The organism is Microbacterium sp. LCT-H2 (genome assembly GCF_001866135.1).
GTDB lineage: Bacteria > Actinomycetota > Actinomycetes > Actinomycetales > Microbacteriaceae > Microbacterium.
In genome coordinates, this window is record NZ_MODW01000004.1 from 123,693 (window position 1) to 141,597 (window position 17,905).

Genomic DNA, 17,905 nt, shown 5'->3' on the forward strand with positions numbered 1-17,905 from the left:
TGTCCAGACCAGGTCACTCCGCGGGTCCAGGCACCCCCAGCGGGAGGGACACGTTCATGCGGAAGCCCGCGTCGGTGCGCTCCGCGAAGACGTCGCCGCCGTGCGCTCGTGCGAGCCCGCGCGCGATCGACAGCCCGAGGCCGGCCCCGGAGGCGACGCCGTCGTCGCCACCGGCCGCGGGCCGGGCCGGATCCTCACGCCAGCCGACGTCGAACATCCGATCCAGATCCTCCACCGCCACGCCCGCCCCCTGGTCCAGCACGCCGAGCACGAGGCGATCCCGGTCGACCATAGACGCGGACAGCACGACCTCCGTGCCCGCAGGCGCATGCCGGACGGCGTTCGTGAGCAGGTTCACCACGATCCGCCCGAGCTGATGCGGATCGGCCCACAGCACCGGACCGGCGATCCCCCGCTCCACGATCCGGACATCACGCGTCGCCGCGGCCGCCGCGACATCGGCGACCGCATCGGACACGACATCACGGAGGATCACCTGCTCCGTCTGCAGCTGCACAGCGCCGGAGGTGAGGCGAGAGAGCTCGAAGAGGTCGTCCACCATCCGACTCATCGTCTCGACCTGCCCCCGCACCTGGCCGGCGAAACGCTCCGGGGCGGCCGCCGTGCCGTCCTCCACCGCTTCGGCGAGCACGCGGAGAGCGGTGAGCGGCGTGCGCAGGTCGTGCGAGATCCAGGCGAAGAAGCGCCGACGGGCGGAGTCCAGCCGCACCAGCTCGGCCCTCGCCGCGTCCACCTCGGCCGAGACCACCGCGAGCTGTGTCGAGAGGCCGGCGAGCTCCCGAGAGGCCGCCGCGTCCGCCACCGCGTCGTCCATCCGACCGATCCTGCCCAGCGACACCGAGAACCCCTCGACCCAGGCGCGCACCGTGCGCGCCATGCACCATGCCATGCCCAGACCGAGCACGAGCGACACAGCGATCACGGTGAGGAGGATGGTCAGGTCGTGGGCGGAGAGGTACATCTCGAGCCCGATGGCCACCACGGACCCCGCCATCGCGACGGTGCCCGCGCTGGCGACGACCATCAGCTGGGCACGGAGCCCGCGACGCCGCAGGGCTCGCAGGAGCAGCACGGCGACGACGGCGACGACGATCGCCACCGCCAAGCTCGTGAGGACGATCTGCAGGATCACCCCACCGGAGATCATCGTCATCAGCCGATCCCTCTCGACAGGAAGCGATAGCCGACGCCCCACTCGGTGAGCAGATGGCGAGGGTCCTGCGGGTCCTCCTCGATCTTCTCCCGCAGACGCCGCACGTGCACGGTGACCGTCGAACGCTCGCCGACGGTCCACCCCCACACCTCGCGAAGGATCTCCTCGCGACCCAGCGCGCGACCGTCGTTGCGGACGAGGAAGAGGAGCAGGTCGTACTCCCTGCCCGTCAACACCATCTCCTCTCCGCGCACCCAGGCGCGGCGCCGCAGCAGGTCGATCACGAACGCGCCCCTCCGGAGCTCCCCGGACGACGTCTGCGCGACCTGGGACCGACGGACCAGTGCCGCGACGCGCATCGACAGCTCCCTCATCGAGAACGGCTTGGCGAGATAGTCGTCGACACCGAACGCGAAGCCGTCGATGCGATCCTCCACCTCCCCCAGGGCAGTGAGCACCATGATGGGCACGTCGGAGACGGCGCGCAGCTCGCGGCAGAGCTCGTCGCCGCTGAGGCCGGGCAGCATCCGGTCGACGATCACCACATCCGGGACGGCCTCCCGCAGCGCAGTCCGTGCGGAGACGCCGTCCCCGAAGCTCGACACCGCATAGCCGTGGGCCTGAAGGTACGCCCCCACGGCCTCGCGCACCGTGGGATCGTCCTCCACGACGGCGACTCTGATGACCCCTTCCATGCCGTCGAGGGTAACCCCCACGCGACAACGCACCGACGGATCCTTACGGTTCCGAAAGGTCTTCCCCACGGCCCGCTTCCGCTTCCTAGCGTGCTGTGCAGCACCTCCGCCGCGGCATCCGCCACGACGGCGTTCCATCGAACAGGAGACCATCATGCGCAAGACCCTTCTCGCCACCACCGCCGCCCTCGGGCTCGCCCTGACGCTCGCAGCCTGCAGCCCGCAGGACACGGCCGACACGTCGACCCCTTCCTCCTCGGCCTCGCAGAGCACCGCAGAGAGCGACGCCACCACCACGGACACGACCGCGAAGAGCGGGGAGTTCGCGGGCCTGAACGGCAAGAAGGTCGCCGGCATGGTCTCCGTCTCCGACACGGAGGTGATGCTGTCGGAGTTCTCCTCGGACGAGGGCCCCGATCTGCACGTCTACCTGACGGACGGCACGGACGAGGCGGCGATCGCCTCCGGCATGCTCGTCGACGCGGTCTCGTACGACACCGCGACGCAGACCTTCACCCTGGACGGCGTCGACGCGGAGGACTACTCCCACGTCGTCATCTACTGCGACAAGGCGAAGGCCGTGTTCGGGGCAGCCGAGCTGTCATGACCGCGCCACGATCCACTCGTCTTCTGATCGGCTCGCTGCTGGGAGCGGCCGCTCGGGTGGCGGTCGGGGTGCTGTGGCTCATCGAGGGGACGCTGAAGTATCGGGCGGGATTCGGGGCGGCCGACATCGAACTCGTGGCGCAGAGCGCGCAGGGGAACACGAGGGTGCCGGACTTCTTCGACCCGCTCGGGGCGGCGATGGCCTCGGCACCGGCGTTCTTCGGGGTCGCGATCCCGGCACTGGAGGTCGGATTGGGCGTCCTCCTCGTGTCGGGGCTGCTCACCCGAACGGCCGCGTTCGTCTCGGTCGGGACCCTGGCGCTCTACTGGAGCGCGGACCAGCTGATCGCGCAGTACCCCGTGATGGCGGTGCTGTCCGCGATGGTGCTGGCGATCGTCGCCGCCGGGCGGCTCGGGGTGGACGGCTGGGTGCGGGCGCGGCGGGCGCGTCCGGTGGAGGGACCGGAGGCCTGAGTCATCCCCGGCGTCGACGACCGAAACGTCGGCGCCGGGATGGCGTCTCGGACGGGGCGGGCCGCGTCGCCCGGCGCTGCGCCCACGCGACGACCTCGGCGTCGACGTCGCGCAACGGCGTCACGACCGGGGGTCCGCCCTGGAGCTGGCGTCGGGCCTCGCGCACACGCCGATTGAAGTCCTCGAGCACCTCGCGCACATCGGACTCGCGACCGAGGAGGTCGAGCTGTCCGTCGAGCTCGCGGTCCTCCGTGCGCAGGAGGATGGCGGGAGGACCGAGCCCGGTCAGGCCCTCGGTCTCGATCTTGCGACGGATCCACCAGTCCGGGTCGTGGTGGTCGCCGAGCCCTTCGAGCGGCTTGCCTGCTCCCGGAAGGTCATCGAAGTCGCCACGGCGGATGGCGACCTGGATGGCGGATTCCACGAAGGCGGCGCGGTCCACCGCGGCAGCGGCACCGGGAGGTGCGGCGGTGTCCGCGTCGTCGGCGACATCATCGCCCTGCTGCTGTCGGGCCCGATAGCGCGCGGCCGCCTCCCGGGGATCCGTCATGATGCGCCTCCGTCCGCTCGGAGCTCCTCCTCTCACCCTACGTCCGGTCGAGGCCGGAGGTCTCGGGTGTCGACGACAGGTCATAGGCTCGGAGGATGGCCGCCCGCACCTCTCTGAACCGCGAGATCCTGCGCCTGGCCGTCCCCGCGCTCGGTGCGCTTATCGCGGAGCCGGCGTTCCTCATCGTCGATGCCGCCCTCGTCGGCCACCTCGGCACCGTCCCCCTCGCCGGGCTCGGCATCGCCGGAGCCGTGCTGCAGACGATCGTCGGCCTCATGGTGTTCCTCGCGTACTCCACGACCCCCGCGGTCGCGCGACGGTTCGGGGCCGGGCGTCCGGGGGAGGCGGTCTCGGTCGGGATCAACGGCATGTGGCTCGCGCTCGGCCTGGGTGCCGTGCTCGCCGTCGTCGGCGCCGTCTCGTCCCCCTGGCTCGTGTCCCTGTTCGGCGCGAGCGCCGAGGTCGCAGCACAGGCCAACGAATACCTCGTGATCTCGATGTGGGGCCTCCCCGCGATGCTCATCGTGTTCGCGGCCACCGGTCTCCTGCGCGGGATGCAGGACACCATGACGCCACTGTGGATCGCGGGACTCGGCTTCGCGGCGAACGCCCTGCTGAACTGGCTCTTCATCTACGGGCTCGGCTGGGGCATCGCCGGCTCCGCGGCGGGCACCGTGACGGCGCAGTGGGGCATGGTGGCGGCGTACGCGCTCGTGGTCCGGCGCCTCGCGACCCGGCACAGCGCCTCGTTGCGTGCCCAACGGGACGGTCTGCGCCACACCGCGACGTCGGGCGGCTGGCTGTTCCTCCGCACCGTGAGCCTGCGCGTCGCCCTGCTCGCGACCGTGGCGGTGGCGACCGGGATCGGCACCGAGGAGCTCGCCGGGTGGCAGATCGTGTTCACCATCTTCTCGGCGGCGGCCTTCGCCCTCGACGCGCTCGCGATCGCGGCGCAGGCACTGATCGGCAAAGAGCTCGGCGCCGGGGATGAGGCTCAGGTGCGCCGGGTGCTGGGGCGGACGGTCGCCTGGGGGGCGTGGTTCGGCGTCGTGGTCGGCGGCGTCATCGCCGCCCTCTCCGGGGTGCTCGGCATCGTCTTCACCGGCGACCGGGCCGTGGCGGAGGTGGTGCAGCCGGCCCTGCTCGTGCTCGCGGTGGCGCAGCCGATCGCAGGCGTGGTGTTCGTGCTCGACGGCGTGCTCATGGGGGCCGACGACGCCCGGTACCTGGCGATCGCGGGCGGACTGAACCTCGTGCCGTTCCTGCCCACGCTGGCGATCATCGCCGCGACGGGGGTCGACGGCACCGCCGGCCTCGTGTGGCTCGCCGTCGCGTTCTTCGGGGTGTACCTGCTCGCACGGCTGGCGACGCTGGGGTGGCGAGTGCGCTCCGGGCGCTGGCTCGCCGCGTCGGCATAAGTCCTCCACAGTCGACGGAGAGAACGACTTATCCCCTGTCGCCGGGCAGAGCGGAATACAGCGCCCCGCCCCTCTCGCCCTCCGGTGCAGCATGGAGCGACACTGAAGGGATGCTGGGGATGAACGACGCACAGGTATGGACCACGATCGGGGTTCTCGCCTCGGGCATGTACGCCACGATCACGCTCATGGCGACGATGTTTGTGAGGATCATCAAGACGGAGATCGGCACGGTCCGCACGGAGATCGGCGGGATCCACACGGAGATCGGCGGGATCAAGGGCGAGATCGGCGGGATCAAGGGCGAGATCGTCGGGATCAAGGGCGAGATCGTCGGCGTGAAAGCCGAGATCGGAGATCTCCGGAAGGAGGTGCATGGCCTGAGCCGGCGCATGGACGGTCTCGACCGCGACGTCAGCGCGATCTCGCGACACCTGTTCGGGATCGATCCGGCCTGACGGAGCAGGCGCGACCGCTCCTCGTGGTCACTCCGCGTGGCGACGGCACCACTCGTACATGATGACGGCGGCGGCGGCACTCGCGTTGATCGAGCGGGTCGAGCCGTACTGCGTGATCTCGATGTGACCCGAAGCGGCGGTCAGCGCCTCCGGCGACAGCCCAGGCCCTTCCTGCCCGAACAGGAGCACGCACGAGCGCGGCAGGTCGGCGCGGTCCACCGGCACGGCCCCGTCGACGTTGTCGATCGCGATGACGGGCAGGCCCTCCGCGGCAGCCCAGGCGGCGAAGGTCGCGATGTCCTCATGGTGCACGACGTGCTGGTAGCGGTCGGTCACCATGGCGCCGCGCTTGTTCCAGCGACGGCGGCCGATGATGTGCACCGTGTCGGCGAGGAACGCGTTGGCGCTGCGCACGATGGAACCGATGTTCATGTCGTGCTGCCAGTTCTCGATCGCGACGTGGAACGGATGACGCCGCGTATCGAGGTCGGCGACGATCGCCTCCATGCGCCAGTAGCGATAGCGGTCGATGACGTTCCGCGTGTCGCCGTGCGCGAGGAGCTCGGGATCGTACTGCTCTCCCTCGGGCCAGGCAGACGGCCCTCCGGGCCACGGGCCGACGCCATATCCGGGCTGCGCCGAGGACCCCCCGGAGGCGGTCGGTTCCGGGCTCTCGGGGCGCTGCGCATCCATCCCGCCAGGCTATCGCCGCGTCGGCCCGGCCGCCGTCCGGCGGAGGGGCCGCACACCGGCCGAGAATATTTAGGTATACCGAAAAATACGCTACGGTTTCGGTGTGCCTAAAAATCCCACCGCCTCTCTCCTGATCCCCGCTCGCACCGCTTCGCCGCGCCTGCTGTGGCTGCTGGGACCGGCGCTGGTGGCGGGTGTCGCCTACCTCGACCCGGGCAACGTCGCCAGCAACATGACCGCGGGGGCGCAGTACGGCTACCTGCTCGTGTGGGTGGTCGTCGCCGGCAACGTGATGGCCTGGCTGATCCAATACCTGTCCGCGAAGCTCGGCGTCGTCACCGGCCAGAGCCTCCCGGAGGTGCTGGGCCGGCGGCTGCACCGTCCCTGGGCCCGCCGCGCGTACTGGCTGCAGGCGGAGCTGGTCGCGATGGCGACCGACCTCGCCGAGGTCATCGGCGGCGCCGTCGCCCTGAACCTGCTCTTCGGCGTCCCGCTGCTGTGGGGCGGACTCATCACCGGGGCCGTGTCGATGGCCCTGCTCGCGGTGCAGAACCGTCGCGGCGCCCGTCCCTTCGAGTTCGCGATCATCGGACTCATGCTCGTGATCACGATCGGCTTCATGGCCGGCCTGTTCCTCGCGCCGCCCGACCCAGCCGGCGTGGTGAGCGGCCTCGTGCCGCGCTTCGAGGACACGGGGTCCGTACTCCTCGCCGCCTCGATCCTCGGCGCGACGATCATGCCGCACGCGATCTACGCGCACTCCTCCCTGGCCCGCGACCGGTTCGGTGCGACGAGCGCCGAGACAACCGAGGAGGCCGCCCGGGTCGAGACGTCGCGGATCCGCCGCCTGCTCACGGCGACACGGTGGGATGTGACGATCGCGATGGTCATCGCGGGCTCCGTGAACCTCGGCATCCTGCTCCTCGCGGCGGCGAACCTCGCGGGCGTCGCGGGGACCGACTCCCTGGAGGGCGCACACGCCGCCCTTGCCGCGGGCCTCGGTCCGGCCGTGGCGACCTTCTTCGCCGTGGGGCTGCTCGCCTCCGGTCTCGCCTCGACCTCCGTCGGCGCGTACGCGGGCGCCGAGATCATGCACGGCCTGCTGCACGTACGCATCCCCCTGCTGGCCCGGCGCCTGGTGACGCTCATCCCCGCGCTGGTGATCCTCGGCATCGGGGTGGACCCGACGCTCGCCCTCGTCCTCAGCCAGGTCGTGCTGTCGTTCGGCATCCCGTTCGCGCTGATCCCGCTCGTCGCCCTCACCGCACAGCGCCGCACGCTCGGCGTCTGGGTCAACCGGGTGTGGACGACGGTCGCCGGCATCGCGGCCTCCGTGCTCCTCATCGCCCTGAACGGCGCCCTGCTCTGGCTGGTGCTGACCGGGTCATGACGCCGGATAGGCTCGACATCATGTCTGCCACCTCCGCCCGTCGCACCGTCCGCTTCCTCACCTGGAGCGGCTTCGCGACCGGCGTCATCGGCGGTCTGCTCATCGCTTTCCCGAAGGTCATCGGCCCCGCCAGCCCGTGGGTGCAGCTCGCCCTCGGCGTCGCCACCCTGATCTTCGCCTTCCGTGCCCGCAAGGTGGGCATCGCCGAGGTGGAGGGCTTCGACGGGCGCCTGTCGCTCGCCGCCGCCCTCCTGGGGTTCCTCGTGCTCTTCTTCGCGGGGCAGGCGGCCGTGATCCTGCTCGGCTCCGCGAGCGCCTGACTCAGGCCGCGAGGCCGGCCGACCCGGACACGTAAGGTGGTGGGGTGGCATCCCCGGCAGCTGACGACTATCTGAAGACCGTCTACGCGCACACCGAGTGGCAGGATGCGCCGATCACCCCCTCGGTCCTGGCGGCCAAGCTCGGCATCGCGCCGTCGTCGGTCACGGAGATGGTGAAGAAGCTCGCCGCGGCGGGACTCGTGTCGCACGTGCCGTATGGAGCGGTCCGGCTGACGGACGCGGGGATCACCCGGGCCCTCGCGATGGTCCGCCGCCACCGCCTCATCGAGACCTGGCTCGTGCAGGAGTTCGGGTACGGGTGGGATGAGGTGCACGACGAGGCCGAGGTGCTGGAGCACACCATCAGCGACCGGCTGCTCGAGGGCATCGACGAGCGCCTGGGCCGCCCGCGCTTCGACCCGCACGGAGACGCCATCCCGGACGCGGAGGGCCGCATCGAACGGGAGCCCTTCGTCCTGCTCGCCGATGCCCCGGACGGACACACCGGCCGCGTGCTCCGCGTCGACGACCGCGACCCGGAGCTCCTGCGGACCCTCGACTCCCACGGGATCGTCGTGGGGACGACCGTGACCGTGACCCCGACCGGCATCACCCTCGACGGCACCGAGCCTCCGCTGCCCCCCGCCGCCCGCGACGTGGTGTGGTTGTCGGCCTGACCCCCGGCTTCGAATCGCGCACTTTGCGGCAGATCGGCCGGGGATGGGGCCAATCAGGCGATTCGAAAGGAAAGGTGGGGCCTCTAGGCTGAGCACATGGCACACCGTGACGACATCGAATGCTGGCTCACCGACATGGACGGCGTGCTCGTCCATGAGAACGACGCCATCCCCGGGGCCTCCGAACTCCTCGCCGGATGGGAGCGCAACGAGATCCCCTACCTCGTGCTCACGAACAACTCGATCTTCACCGCCCGCGACCTCTCCGCCCGCCTCCGTGCGAGCGGCCTGATCGTGCCGGAAGAGCGCATCTGGACGTCAGCGCTCGCGACCGCCGACTTCCTCGCGCAGCAGCTCCCCGGCGGCTCCGCGTTCGTCATCGGCGAGGCCGGCATCCTCACCGCGCTGCACGAGGCCGGCTTCATCATGACCGAGACGAACCCCGATTTCGTCGTCGTCGGCGAGACCCGCAACTACTCGTTCGAGGCCATCACGAAGGCCATCCGCCACATCATCAACGGGTCGCGCTTCATCGTGACCAACCCGGACGCCACCGGCCCGAGCGCCGACGGGGTGCTGCCGGCCACGGGAGCGATCGCCGCCCTCATCACCAAGGCCACCGGCAAGGAGCCCTACGTCGTCGGCAAGCCCAATCCGATGATGTTCCGTTCGGCCCTGAACAAGATCGGCGCGCACTCGAAGAAGACCGGCATGATCGGCGACCGGATGGACACGGACATCGTCGCCGGCATCGAGGCGGGTCTGCACACGGTGCTCGTCCTCACCGGCATCAGCGACCAGCGGATCATCGAGCAGTACCCCTTCCGACCGGACGAGATCGTCGACTCGGTCGCCGACCTGCTGCCGACCATCACCGACTCGATCCCCACCCTCGACGAGGACTGACGTGGGCGCCCTCGACGACGGCGAGCGGGTCACGGCGGCGGACGCCGCGGCCTGGCGCGCCTGGCTCGAGGCGAACCACGAACGCACGGCCGGGGTGTGGCTGCTGAGCGTGCGCGGCCGATCCGCCCTCGGCGTCGGCTACGAGGACGCCGTCCGTCAGGCGCTGTGCTTCGGGTGGATCGACGGCCCGGTGCGCACGTTCGACGACGAGACCGGCGGCCAGTGGTTCTCCCCTCGACGCCCTGGCAGCGGCTGGGCGGCGACGAACAAGGCCCGTATCGCGGAGCTGGAGGCCGCGGGGCTCCTCGCCCCCGCCGGCATCCGGGCGCTGGAGACGGCGAAGGCGAACGGTTCGTGGACCCTGCTCGACGGCCCCGAGGCCGGCATCGAGCCGCCGGAGCTCACGGCCGCCCTCGACGCAGTACCGGCGGCGAGGGCGAGCTGGGATGCGTTCCCGAAGTCGGTGAAGAAGTTCGGCCTCACGCACATCGCGATGGCCAAGCGTCCGGAGACCAAGGCCGCCCGCATCGCGAAGATCGTGGCGGATGCCGCGGAGGGGAAGCGCCCATGAACCAGAGCGACCTGCTGTTCCTCGTCCTGATCCTCATCACGCTCACGTCGCTGACGGTCTTCGTCGTGCAGTTCGTGCGCTCCCGCCGCCGCGGCGGCGAGGATGACGACCGCTCCGGCTGGTGGGAGGGTCCCTGGGACGACGACGACCGCCGGCGCTGAGCCGACGGTCGCCGTCCCGAGGCCTCAGGAGGCGAGCGACGCTCCGGGGATCGCGGCGAGCAGCTCCCGGGTGTACGGATGCTGCGGCGTGTCGAAGATGCTCTCCGGGGTGCCGCTCTCGACCACGACGCCGCGCTGCATCACGTGCACCTCGTCCGAGATCATGCGCACGACCGCGAGGTCGTGGCTGATGAAGAGGTAGCTGAGCCCGAGGTTCTTCTGCAGGTCGGCGAGGAGCTCGAGGATCTGCGCCTGCACCAGCACGTCGAGCGCGGAGACCGCCTCGTCCAGCACGACGAGCTCGGGCTCCAGGGCCAGGGCGCGGGCGATCGCGACCCGCTGCCGCTGTCCGCCGGAGAGCTCGTGCGGCAGTCGCTCGGCCATGGCCGCGGGCAGCGCGACCTGCTCCAGGAGTTCCAGGACGCGGGCGTGCCGGGTGGCGCCGGTCCCGATCCGGTGCACGCGCAGCGGCTCGGCGATCGACTGCTCCACGGTGTACCGCGGGTCGAGCGAGGCATAGGGGTTCTGGAAGACGGGCTGCACGCGGCGGCGCAGCGCGAAGAGCTCCGTGCGGCGGAGGGCCGTGAGGTCGGTGCCGTCGAAGAGGATGGCCCCGGAGGTCGCGTCCTCCAATCCCAGCACCATGTTCGCCGTGGTGGACTTGCCCGAACCCGACTCGCCCACGATGGACACGGTCGTGCCGCGGCGGATCGAGAAGCTCACACCGTCGACCGCCGTGAAGGTCTGCGGCTCCCCGGCCTTCGCATTCCGGAGCGGGAACTCCTTGCGCAGGTCCCGGATCTCGACGAACGGCACGGCGTCGGCGGTGACCTCGCGCGTCGGGAGGGCGTCGCGGCGGGACGCGAGGCTCGGCGCGGCCGCGAGCAGCTGCCGGGTGTACTCGTGCTGCGGGTTGCCGAGGACGTCCGCCGACGTGCCCTCCTCCACGACACGGCCACGGAACATCACGACGATGCGGTCGGCGCGCTCGGCGGCGAGGGCGAGGTCGTGGGTGATGAGGAACACCGCGGTGCCCAGCTCGTCGGTCAGCTGGTCGAGCTGGTCGAGGATCCGCCGCTGCACGGTGACGTCGAGCGCCGAGGTGGGCTCGTCGGCGATGAGCAGCCGCGGCTTGCAGGCGAGCCCCATCGCGATGAGCGCACGCTGCCGCATGCCTCCGGAGAACTCGTGCGGGTACTGGGTCGCCCGGCGGGCGGCATCGGGGATCCCGACCATCTCCAGCAGCTCGACGACGCGGGCCTTCGTCCCGTCGCCGCTGGTGTACCCGTGCACTTCGAGGGCCTCGCCGATCTGCTCTCCGACGCGCATGAGGGGGTTGAGGTTCGACATCGGGTCCTGCGGCACGAGGCCGATTCCGGCTCCGCGGAGGGACACCATCGCGTTCTCGGGGAGGTCGGTGAGCTCGCGGCCCTCGAAGCGGATGCTCCCCGCGGTGATGACGCCGTTCTCGGGCAGCAGACGGTTGACCGCGGCCGCGGTGGTGGACTTCCCGGAGCCGGATTCGCCGACCACGGCGACCGTCTCGCCGGCGGCGATGTCGATCGTGATGTCGCTGATCGCGGTGACCAGCTCGGAGCCGGTCCGGAAGGCGACCGCGAGGCCGTCGATGCTCAGCACGGGCGGGGTGGTGCTCATGGGGTACTCGTTCCTTCGGGGTCGAGGAGTGCGGGCAGCGCTGCGCGCCACAGGGTCTCGGTGGGGGCGATCTCGTCGGCGAACAGCCGGTTGGCGAGCAGGACGACGGCGGTCCCGGTGGCGGGGACCACGCCGAGCGCGCACCCCGTGTAGCCGGGATGCCAGAGCATCCGGGTCGGGCGTCCGTCCGCCGTCACGGTGTCGCTGCGCCAGCCGAGGGCCTGACCGGGGTCCGGGCCGTCGCGGAACAGCTCGGCCACGAGCGCCGGGTCCCAGAGGTCGTGGGGCACCTCGGGGTCGGCGAGCGCGACGCCGAGGGTCAGCAGCTCGTCGACCGTGCCGAACAGGCCGGCGTGCCCCGAGACGCCGTGCAGGGCGTGGAAGCAGTTGCCGTCGTTGACGACGCCGGTGATCTCGCCCTCGCGCCAGGGGAAGTGCCGGCGAGAGGTGAGGATCGGGTAGGGCGTGCCGGTGGCGACCATCCGTCGCTCGGCGGCATCGCCGTCGCCCGTGGACGACGCGACCGGCCCGGGGACGGGCCCGTAGCCCGTGCGCGTGAGGCCGAGGGGCCCGGTCACGAGCTCGCGCACGGCGGCGTCCAGGGAGAGGCCGGTCACGGCGGCGATGATCCGTCCGAGGATCAGGAAGCCCAGGTCGGAGTAGTGCCGCCCGTCGTCCACGCCGTAGCGGAGCGGGAGCGTGTCGGCGGCGGCCGCGCCGTCGACATGCGTGCCGTCGAGGTAGAGCGGCTGCCACTCCCAGAGCCCCGCCCGGTGCAGGAGCAGGTGCCGCACGGTCGTCCCTGGGGCGCAGGCGGTTCCGGAGACGAAGCGGTCCACCGGATCGTCGAACCGGAGGTCCCCCCGGGAGGCCAGCCCGAGGAGCGCGGTGGTGGTCGCGGCGACCTTGGTGACCGAGGCGAGGTCGAACGCCGTCTCCGTCGTGACCGGCGTCCCCGCGAGGTCGGCGAAGCCGCCGGCGGCCGTGTCCCGGCTCGTGCGGGTGGCGACACCGGCGACGGCTCCCCGCGGCGCGGTCGGCCCGGTGAGGACCGCGGCGATCGCCTCGGCGGCGCTCATACGAGAGCTCCTGTGCGGGAGCGGTCGAGCAGCACCTCGGCGTCGGGGGCGATCCCGGTGATCCCCAGTCCTGCGGCCGGGGCGAGGGTGAGCCACTCCGCGTCGGCGGTGAGCCCTCCGGTCACCGGCGACCGGCGCAGCCACGACGCCGCGTCGAGGTCGTGCACGACGTCCGGAGCGACCGCGGCGGCGAGGTGCACCGCGGCGGCCACCCCGACGTGCGACTCCATCATGCAGCCGACGATGATGCCGAGTCCGGCGGAGCGGGCGGCCTGCACGCAGGCGAGCGCCTCGCGGAGCCCGCCGGTCTTGGCGAGCTTGACGTTCACGAGCCCGGCAGCTCCGCGCACGGCGATGTCGCGGACATCCTGCGCGGTGCGGACCGATTCGTCCGCCATGATCCGGGTGTCGACGGCGGCGGTCACCGCGGCCAGCGCATCCAGGTCGCGCGCGGCGACGGGCTGCTCGACGAACTCGAGCCCGAGACCGGCGTCCTCCGCCGCTTGGATGACGCGGATCGCGGTCTCGGCGTCCCACGCCTGGTTCGCGTCCACGCGCAGCGTGATGTCGGCGCCGACGGCGGCGCGGACGGCCAGGAGACCCGCGACCGTGTCGTGTTCGCGGGACGCCTTGATCTTGAGACAGCGGAATCCCGCCGCCGCGTGCTCGACGGCGGTCGCGGCCAGCGCGGCCGGCCTCGCCACGGACAGCGTCATGTCGGTGCGGATGCGCGGGGGCGCGTCTGCGTGCGGGGCGAGCGTCGGTGCGAGCGGCTCATCCCGGTGCTGCGCGGCGAGGTCGGCGAGCGCGCAGGCCACCGCGCTGCGGGCGGCGGCGTTTCCCCAGGCGGCCGCAGCGAGGGCGTCCGGCAGCCCGGGATCGTCGACGGAGCGCCCGAGCACGGCGTCGGCGAAGGTACCGGCGACCACGGCCGTCACGCTCTCGGGGCTCTCCCCGGTGACGCGCCAGCTCGTCGCGGCCTCCCCGTACCCGCGACGGCCGTCGGCGTCGGTCACCTCCACGAGCACGACGTCGAGGTGGTCCGTACGACGGACGGCCGTGACGAAGGGACGCGCCAGGGGCGAAGGCACCCGCAGCACGCGCATCCGCTCGACGACGGTCACGATCCCGCCGCCTCCGTGAGGGTGAGGGAATCGACGGCCGCGACCGGCTCGGGCATCTGCAGCGGACCGGCGCCGGGCGTGATCGTGCCGAGGATGCGCGGCTCGCGCGCCCCCGTCCCTCCGGGGACGATGGCGGGGACGCCGTGCAGGGTCGACCAGCCGATGAGCGCGAGGAGGATGGCCTCCTTGCTGTCGGCGGGGGCGCCGAGCTCGTCGGCCAGGACGACCTCCGTCTGCGGCAGCGCGGTCCGCAGCCCGTCGAGGATCAGCGGGTTGCGGCAGCCGCCGCCGGACACCGCGAGGAAGCCGATCCCGGCGGCCTCGACGTCGCGGGCGACCGTGCGGACCGTGAGCTCGGTGAGCGTGCGCACGACGTCGGCGACCGCGATCTCGCGTCCCTGCGCCGCGAGGTGCTCCTGCACGTAGGCGAGGTGGAAGTGCTCCTTGCCCGTGCTCTTCGGCGGGGTGAGCGCGTAGTAGGGGTCTGCGAGCATCGCGTCCAGCAGCGCCTCGTCGACCCGTCCGGTCCGAGCGATCGCCGCATCGTCGTCATAGCCGAGCGGGTTGAGGTCGTGCGCGACGATGACCGCGTCGACCAGGGCGTTCGCGGGGCCGATGTCGTAGGCGACGAGGCCGTCGGGGCGGACGACGGTCATGTTCGAGATGCCGCCGAGGTTCAGCGCCGCCGAGATGCCGGCGCGGCCACGGAGCAGCAGCTCGTCGAGGAACGACACGAGCGGAGCGCCGTGGCCGCCCGCGGTGATGTCGCGGATGCGGATGTCGGAGACGACGGGCACCCCGGTCTTCTCGGCGATCCAGGCCGGCTGCCCGATCTGGAGGGTGCCGAGCGCGTGGGCGCCGTCGACCCAGTGGTACACGGTCTGGCCGTGCGAGCACACCGCGTCGACACCGCCGACCTCGGCCGCGACCTCGGCCGCGACCTCGGCGAATGCCTGCCCGATGAGGGTGTCGAGCTCGGCCACCTCGGCCAGGGTGGTCTGCGCCGGAGGGAGCGCGGCGATGAGTCGTGCCCGCAGCTCGGGGTCGTAGGGGACGCTCGTGGACGCGAGCACCGTGCCCCGGAGATCGACACCGTGCGCCGTGAAGCCCCCGTTGGTGGCGAAGTCGACGACGGCGGCGTCGATCCCGTCGTGCGAGGTGCCGGAGATCAGTCCCAGGACGCGCATCAGTTCTCCTCCAGTGCGGTGCGCAGACGGCCGTCGGCCGCCGCGAGTCGGTCGGTGGCCGCGGCGAGGTCCTCCCCGCGGCGGATCATGATGGTGGCGAGCTTCACGTCCCACCCTGCGCTCTCCAGCGCGGCGGCCGCCGTGTCGCGATCGACGTCGGCGATCGTCCGCACCATGCGGATCGCGCGCTCGCGGAGCTTGTGGTTCGTGGCCTTCACGTCGACCATCAGGTTGCCGTAGGCCTTGCCGTTCCGGACCATCGCGATGGTCGAGAACATGTTCAGGACCAGTTTCTGGGCCGTGCCGGACTTGAGGCGCGTGGAGCCGGCGAGCACCTCGGGGCCGACCTCGACCTCGATGCCGTGCTCGGCGACCGCGCTCAGCGCGGTGCCGGTGTTGCACGACAGGCCGACGCCGAGCGCCCCGCGCTCCCGCGCCCGCCGGACGGCGGCGACCACGTACGGCGTGCGGCCGCTGGACGCGATGCCGATCACGGTGTCGAGCGGGCCGATGCCCGCGGAGTCGATGGCCGCAGCCCCGGCCTCCGCGTCGTCCTCCGCGCCTTCGACGGGGTTCACGATCGCACCGGGACCGCCGGCCATGATCGCGAACACCAGCTCCGGCGGGGTGCTGAACGTGGGCGGGCACTCCGAGGCGTCGAGCACGCCGATGCGTCCGGGGGTGCCTGCGCCGACGTAGACCAGGCGTCCGCCCTGCGCCATGCGCGCGGCCGTCTGCTCGATCGCCGGGACGATCTGCGGGAGAGCGCGCTGCACGGCCGCGGGCACGGTGGCGTCGGCCTCGTTCATGGTCTGCGCGAGCTCGGCCACGCTCATCTGGTCGAGGCGGGCGTACCGGGGGTCGCTCGCCTCGGTGGCGAGGGCGCCGAGGTCTTCCGCGATCATCGCTTGCCCCTATTCCGCGGGTCGAGGCTGTCGCGCAGCCCGTCGCCCAGCAGGTTCAGGCCGACGACGAGGAGCACGACGACCACGCCGGGGGCGATCATCGTCCACGGGGCGATGGTCACGAGGGTCCGCGCCTCGAAGATCATGGAGCCGAGCGAGGGCGCGGGCGGCGGAGTCCCGAGTCCGAGGAAGCTCAGCGACGCCTCCGTGAGCACCGCCCACGAGAGGGAGAGCGTGACCTGCACGATGATGATCGAGGTGATGTTCGGCAGGACGTGGCGGAACATGGTCGCCATGCGGCTCTGCCCCGTGCTCTTGGCCGCCTTGACGTACTCCACCTCGCGCAGCGACAGCACGGGGCCGCGGGTCACGCGGATGAAGATCGGCACGTAGACGATCGCGATGGCCACGGCGATCGTGAACCAGTTGCGGTCGAACACCGAGGCGAGCGACAGGGCGAGCAGCAGCGGCGGGAACGCGAACAGCACGTTGGTGACCGCCGTGATCGCACCGTCGGAGAAGCCGCGGTAGAAACCGGCGATGAGTCCGCAGACCGTGCCGACCACGGTCGCGAACGCCACGGCGACCACGGAGATGAGCGCCGAGTTGGCGACACCGGCTGCTACCCGCGAGAACACGTCGCGGCCGAACTGGTCGGTGCCGAACCAGTGCACCGCGGACGGCGGCTGCAGCCGGGACGGCGGGTCCTGCGCGAGCGGGTCGAACGGCAGCAGGCCGAACGCCGAGACGAGGCTGAGCACCGCGAGCAGCGCGACGATGATGAGGCCGGAGAGACCGCTGCGGCTGCGCAGCAGGAGACGCACGCGCTCCATGGTGCGTCCGCCGCCGGGGGCGAGGGTCGGGGTCTGAGAGATGTCGGTCATGCGGCACGCACCCGAGGATCGATGACCCGGTAGAGCAGGTCGGTGAGCAGGTTGACGATGACGAAGGCGAGCGCGATCACGAGCACGGTGCTCTGCACGAGCGCGTACTCCTTCTGCTGGATGCCGAGCAGCACCTGGCGCCCGATGCCGGGGAGCGAGAAGATCTGCTCCACCACGACGGCACCGCCGAGGAGGTAGCCGAACTGCAGACCGGTCATCGTGACGATGGGCACCAGGGCGTTGCCGAGCACGTGACGCACCTGCAGCCGACGCGGGGGCACGCCCTTCGCCCTGGCGGTGCGGATGAAGTCGTTGGAGCGGATCTCGAGCACCGCCGTGCGGGTCGTGCGCATGATCGGTGCGGCGATGCCGAAGCCGAGCACGATCGAGGGCAGCAGCATCTGCTGGAGGTTCAGCAGCGGGTTCTCGAAGAGCGTGGCGTACGCCTGCCCGTTGGGGTTGAATCCGAACGACTGGGCGAGGATCGCGAGCAGTGCCGTGCCGAGCAGGAAGGCAGGGATCGAGAGCCCGGCGAGGCCGACGACCTGACCGACGCCGTCACGGAACGAGTCGGGCTTCGAGGCGGACAGCATGCCGAGCGGGATGCCGATGGCCAGCGCGATCACGATGGAGATGATCGCGAGCTCGAAAGTCACGGGAAGAGCGGCGGCGGTGAGGTCGAGGACGCTCGTCTGCGCCCGGGAGGAGAAGCCGAGGTTGCCGGTGAAGATGTTGCCGAGCCACGAGAAGAACTGCACGACGAGCGGCTGGTCGAGACCGTAGTACGCCTCGAGGGCGGCGCGCTGCGCCGGTGTGAGGGCCGCCGCCTCGGTACCGAGACCGGAGCTGATCTGGTCGCCGGGGATGGCGCGCAGCATCAGGAAGACGAAGACGGCGACGCCGAAGAGGGTGCCGAGGGCTGCGAGGATGCGTCGCAGCACGCTGTTGCGGAGGAGCTGTCTGAACATGCGCGTGGG

The 17,905-nt window shown here is 71.5% G+C and carries 21 protein-coding genes; 10 read left to right on the forward strand and 11 right to left on the reverse strand.

Features of this window, described 5'->3' with window-relative positions:
• Positions 1 to 13 precede the first annotated feature (13 nt).
• Positions 14 to 1,174, reverse strand: coding sequence for a sensor histidine kinase KdpD (locus BK819_RS11310; protein WP_083391759.1), 1,161 nt, complete (start codon positions 1,172 to 1,174; stop codon positions 14 to 16).
• A complete protein-coding gene (locus BK819_RS11315) occupies positions 1,174 to 1,869 on the reverse strand; it encodes a response regulator transcription factor (RefSeq protein ID WP_071329416.1) in 696 nt (231 codons plus the stop codon). The genes BK819_RS11310 and BK819_RS11315 overlap by 1 nt, the downstream gene beginning before the upstream one ends.
• 154 nt (positions 1,870 to 2,023) lie before the next feature.
• Here BK819_RS11315 and BK819_RS11320 point away from each other — a divergent pair, with 154 nt between their 5' ends.
• Both BK819_RS11320 and BK819_RS11325 read left to right on the forward strand, forming a co-directional pair.
• Positions 2,024 to 2,476 (forward strand): DM13 domain-containing protein, encoded by a 453-nt coding sequence (locus BK819_RS11320; protein WP_071329234.1) that lies wholly within the window; start codon positions 2,024 to 2,026, stop codon positions 2,474 to 2,476.
• Positions 2,473 to 2,949 carry a DoxX family membrane protein gene (locus BK819_RS11325; protein WP_071329235.1) on the forward strand — a complete coding sequence of 159 codons (477 nt, stop codon included), beginning with the start codon at positions 2,473 to 2,475 and terminating at the stop codon, positions 2,947 to 2,949. Before BK819_RS11320 ends, BK819_RS11325 begins: the two co-directional genes overlap by 4 nt.
• 1 nt (position 2,950) lies before the next feature.
• Here the strand turns inward: BK819_RS11325 and BK819_RS11330 are convergent, their stop codons facing one another.
• Positions 2,951 to 3,499, reverse strand: coding sequence for a DUF1992 domain-containing protein (locus BK819_RS11330; RefSeq protein WP_071329236.1), 549 nt, complete (start codon positions 3,497 to 3,499; stop codon positions 2,951 to 2,953).
• Between the two features lie 95 nt (positions 3,500 to 3,594).
• Here BK819_RS11330 and BK819_RS11335 point away from each other — a divergent pair, with 95 nt between their 5' ends.
• Together BK819_RS11335 and BK819_RS11340 are read left to right on the forward strand one after the other, a co-directional pair.
• Positions 3,595 to 4,917, forward strand: coding sequence for an MATE family efflux transporter (locus BK819_RS11335; RefSeq protein WP_071329237.1), 1,323 nt, complete (start codon positions 3,595 to 3,597; stop codon positions 4,915 to 4,917).
• Between the two features lie 119 nt (positions 4,918 to 5,036).
• A complete protein-coding gene (locus BK819_RS11340; protein WP_071329417.1) occupies positions 5,037 to 5,375 on the forward strand; it encodes a hypothetical protein in 339 nt (112 codons plus the stop codon).
• A 27-nt stretch (positions 5,376 to 5,402) separates the two neighbouring features.
• On the opposite strand, the gene BK819_RS11345 is transcribed toward BK819_RS11340, so the two are convergent.
• Complete coding sequence (locus BK819_RS11345; RefSeq protein ID WP_071329238.1) at positions 5,403 to 6,068, reverse strand: TrmH family RNA methyltransferase; 666 nt, start codon at positions 6,066 to 6,068, stop codon at positions 5,403 to 5,405.
• Between the two features lie 103 nt (positions 6,069 to 6,171).
• Here BK819_RS11345 and BK819_RS11350 point away from each other — a divergent pair, with 103 nt between their 5' ends.
• The 6 genes from BK819_RS11350 (at position 6,172) to BK819_RS16850 (ending at position 10,093) form a co-directional block, all read left to right on the forward strand.
• Positions 6,172 to 7,458: an Nramp family divalent metal transporter gene (locus tag BK819_RS11350; protein ID WP_371259842.1), complete on the forward strand. Its 1,287-nt coding sequence runs from the start codon at positions 6,172 to 6,174 to the stop codon at positions 7,456 to 7,458.
• Between the two features lie 20 nt (positions 7,459 to 7,478).
• On the forward strand, positions 7,479 to 7,778 hold the full coding sequence (locus BK819_RS11355; RefSeq protein ID WP_071329239.1) for a hypothetical protein: 300 nt from the start codon (positions 7,479 to 7,481) through the stop codon (positions 7,776 to 7,778).
• Between the two features lie 44 nt (positions 7,779 to 7,822).
• A complete protein-coding gene (locus tag BK819_RS11360) occupies positions 7,823 to 8,455 on the forward strand; it encodes a metal-dependent transcriptional regulator (RefSeq protein ID WP_071329240.1) in 633 nt (210 codons plus the stop codon).
• Between the two features lie 96 nt (positions 8,456 to 8,551).
• Positions 8,552 to 9,361, forward strand: coding sequence for an HAD-IIA family hydrolase (locus BK819_RS11365; RefSeq protein WP_025104898.1), 810 nt, complete (start codon positions 8,552 to 8,554; stop codon positions 9,359 to 9,361).
• Position 9,362: 1 nt separating this feature from the next.
• The gene (locus BK819_RS11370) at positions 9,363 to 9,932 is read left to right on the forward strand and encodes a YdeI family protein (RefSeq protein ID WP_071329241.1); all 570 of its coding nucleotides are present in this window, start codon (positions 9,363 to 9,365) and stop codon (positions 9,930 to 9,932) included.
• Entirely contained in the window at positions 9,929 to 10,093 is a 165-nt protein-coding gene (locus BK819_RS16850; protein ID WP_177173830.1) for a hypothetical protein, read from the forward strand. The genes BK819_RS11370 and BK819_RS16850 overlap by 4 nt, the downstream gene beginning before the upstream one ends.
• Before the next feature lie 24 nt (positions 10,094 to 10,117).
• On the opposite strand, the gene BK819_RS11375 is transcribed toward BK819_RS16850, so the two are convergent.
• The 7 genes from BK819_RS11375 to BK819_RS11405 are packed head-to-tail and all read right to left on the reverse strand — an operon-like array spanning position 10,118 to position 17,896.
• On the reverse strand, positions 10,118 to 11,749 hold the full coding sequence (locus BK819_RS11375; RefSeq protein ID WP_071329242.1) for an ABC transporter ATP-binding protein: 1,632 nt from the start codon (positions 11,747 to 11,749) through the stop codon (positions 10,118 to 10,120).
• A complete protein-coding gene (locus BK819_RS11380; protein ID WP_071329243.1) occupies positions 11,746 to 12,828 on the reverse strand; it encodes a serine hydrolase in 1,083 nt (360 codons plus the stop codon). Before BK819_RS11380 ends, BK819_RS11375 begins: the two co-directional genes overlap by 4 nt.
• The gene (locus tag BK819_RS11385) at positions 12,825 to 13,952 is read right to left on the reverse strand and encodes an enolase C-terminal domain-like protein (RefSeq protein ID WP_143049282.1); all 1,128 of its coding nucleotides are present in this window, start codon (positions 13,950 to 13,952) and stop codon (positions 12,825 to 12,827) included. The genes BK819_RS11380 and BK819_RS11385 overlap by 4 nt, the downstream gene beginning before the upstream one ends.
• On the reverse strand, positions 13,949 to 15,139 hold the full coding sequence (locus BK819_RS11390) for an anhydro-N-acetylmuramic acid kinase (protein ID WP_071329244.1): 1,191 nt from the start codon (positions 15,137 to 15,139) through the stop codon (positions 13,949 to 13,951). Before BK819_RS11390 ends, BK819_RS11385 begins: the two co-directional genes overlap by 4 nt.
• The gene (gene murQ, locus BK819_RS11395; protein ID WP_071329245.1) at positions 15,139 to 16,044 is read right to left on the reverse strand and encodes an N-acetylmuramic acid 6-phosphate etherase; all 906 of its coding nucleotides are present in this window, start codon (positions 16,042 to 16,044) and stop codon (positions 15,139 to 15,141) included. Before murQ ends, BK819_RS11390 begins: the two co-directional genes overlap by 1 nt.
• Positions 16,041 to 16,928, reverse strand: a complete 888-nt coding sequence (locus tag BK819_RS11400) for an ABC transporter permease (RefSeq protein ID WP_071329246.1) — start codon at positions 16,926 to 16,928, stop codon at positions 16,041 to 16,043. The genes murQ and BK819_RS11400 overlap by 4 nt, the downstream gene beginning before the upstream one ends.
• Positions 16,925 to 17,896 carry an ABC transporter permease gene (locus BK819_RS11405; RefSeq protein WP_071329247.1) on the reverse strand — a complete coding sequence of 324 codons (972 nt, stop codon included), beginning with the start codon at positions 17,894 to 17,896 and terminating at the stop codon, positions 16,925 to 16,927. Before BK819_RS11405 ends, BK819_RS11400 begins: the two co-directional genes overlap by 4 nt.
• Positions 17,897 to 17,905: the final 9 nt, after the last annotated feature.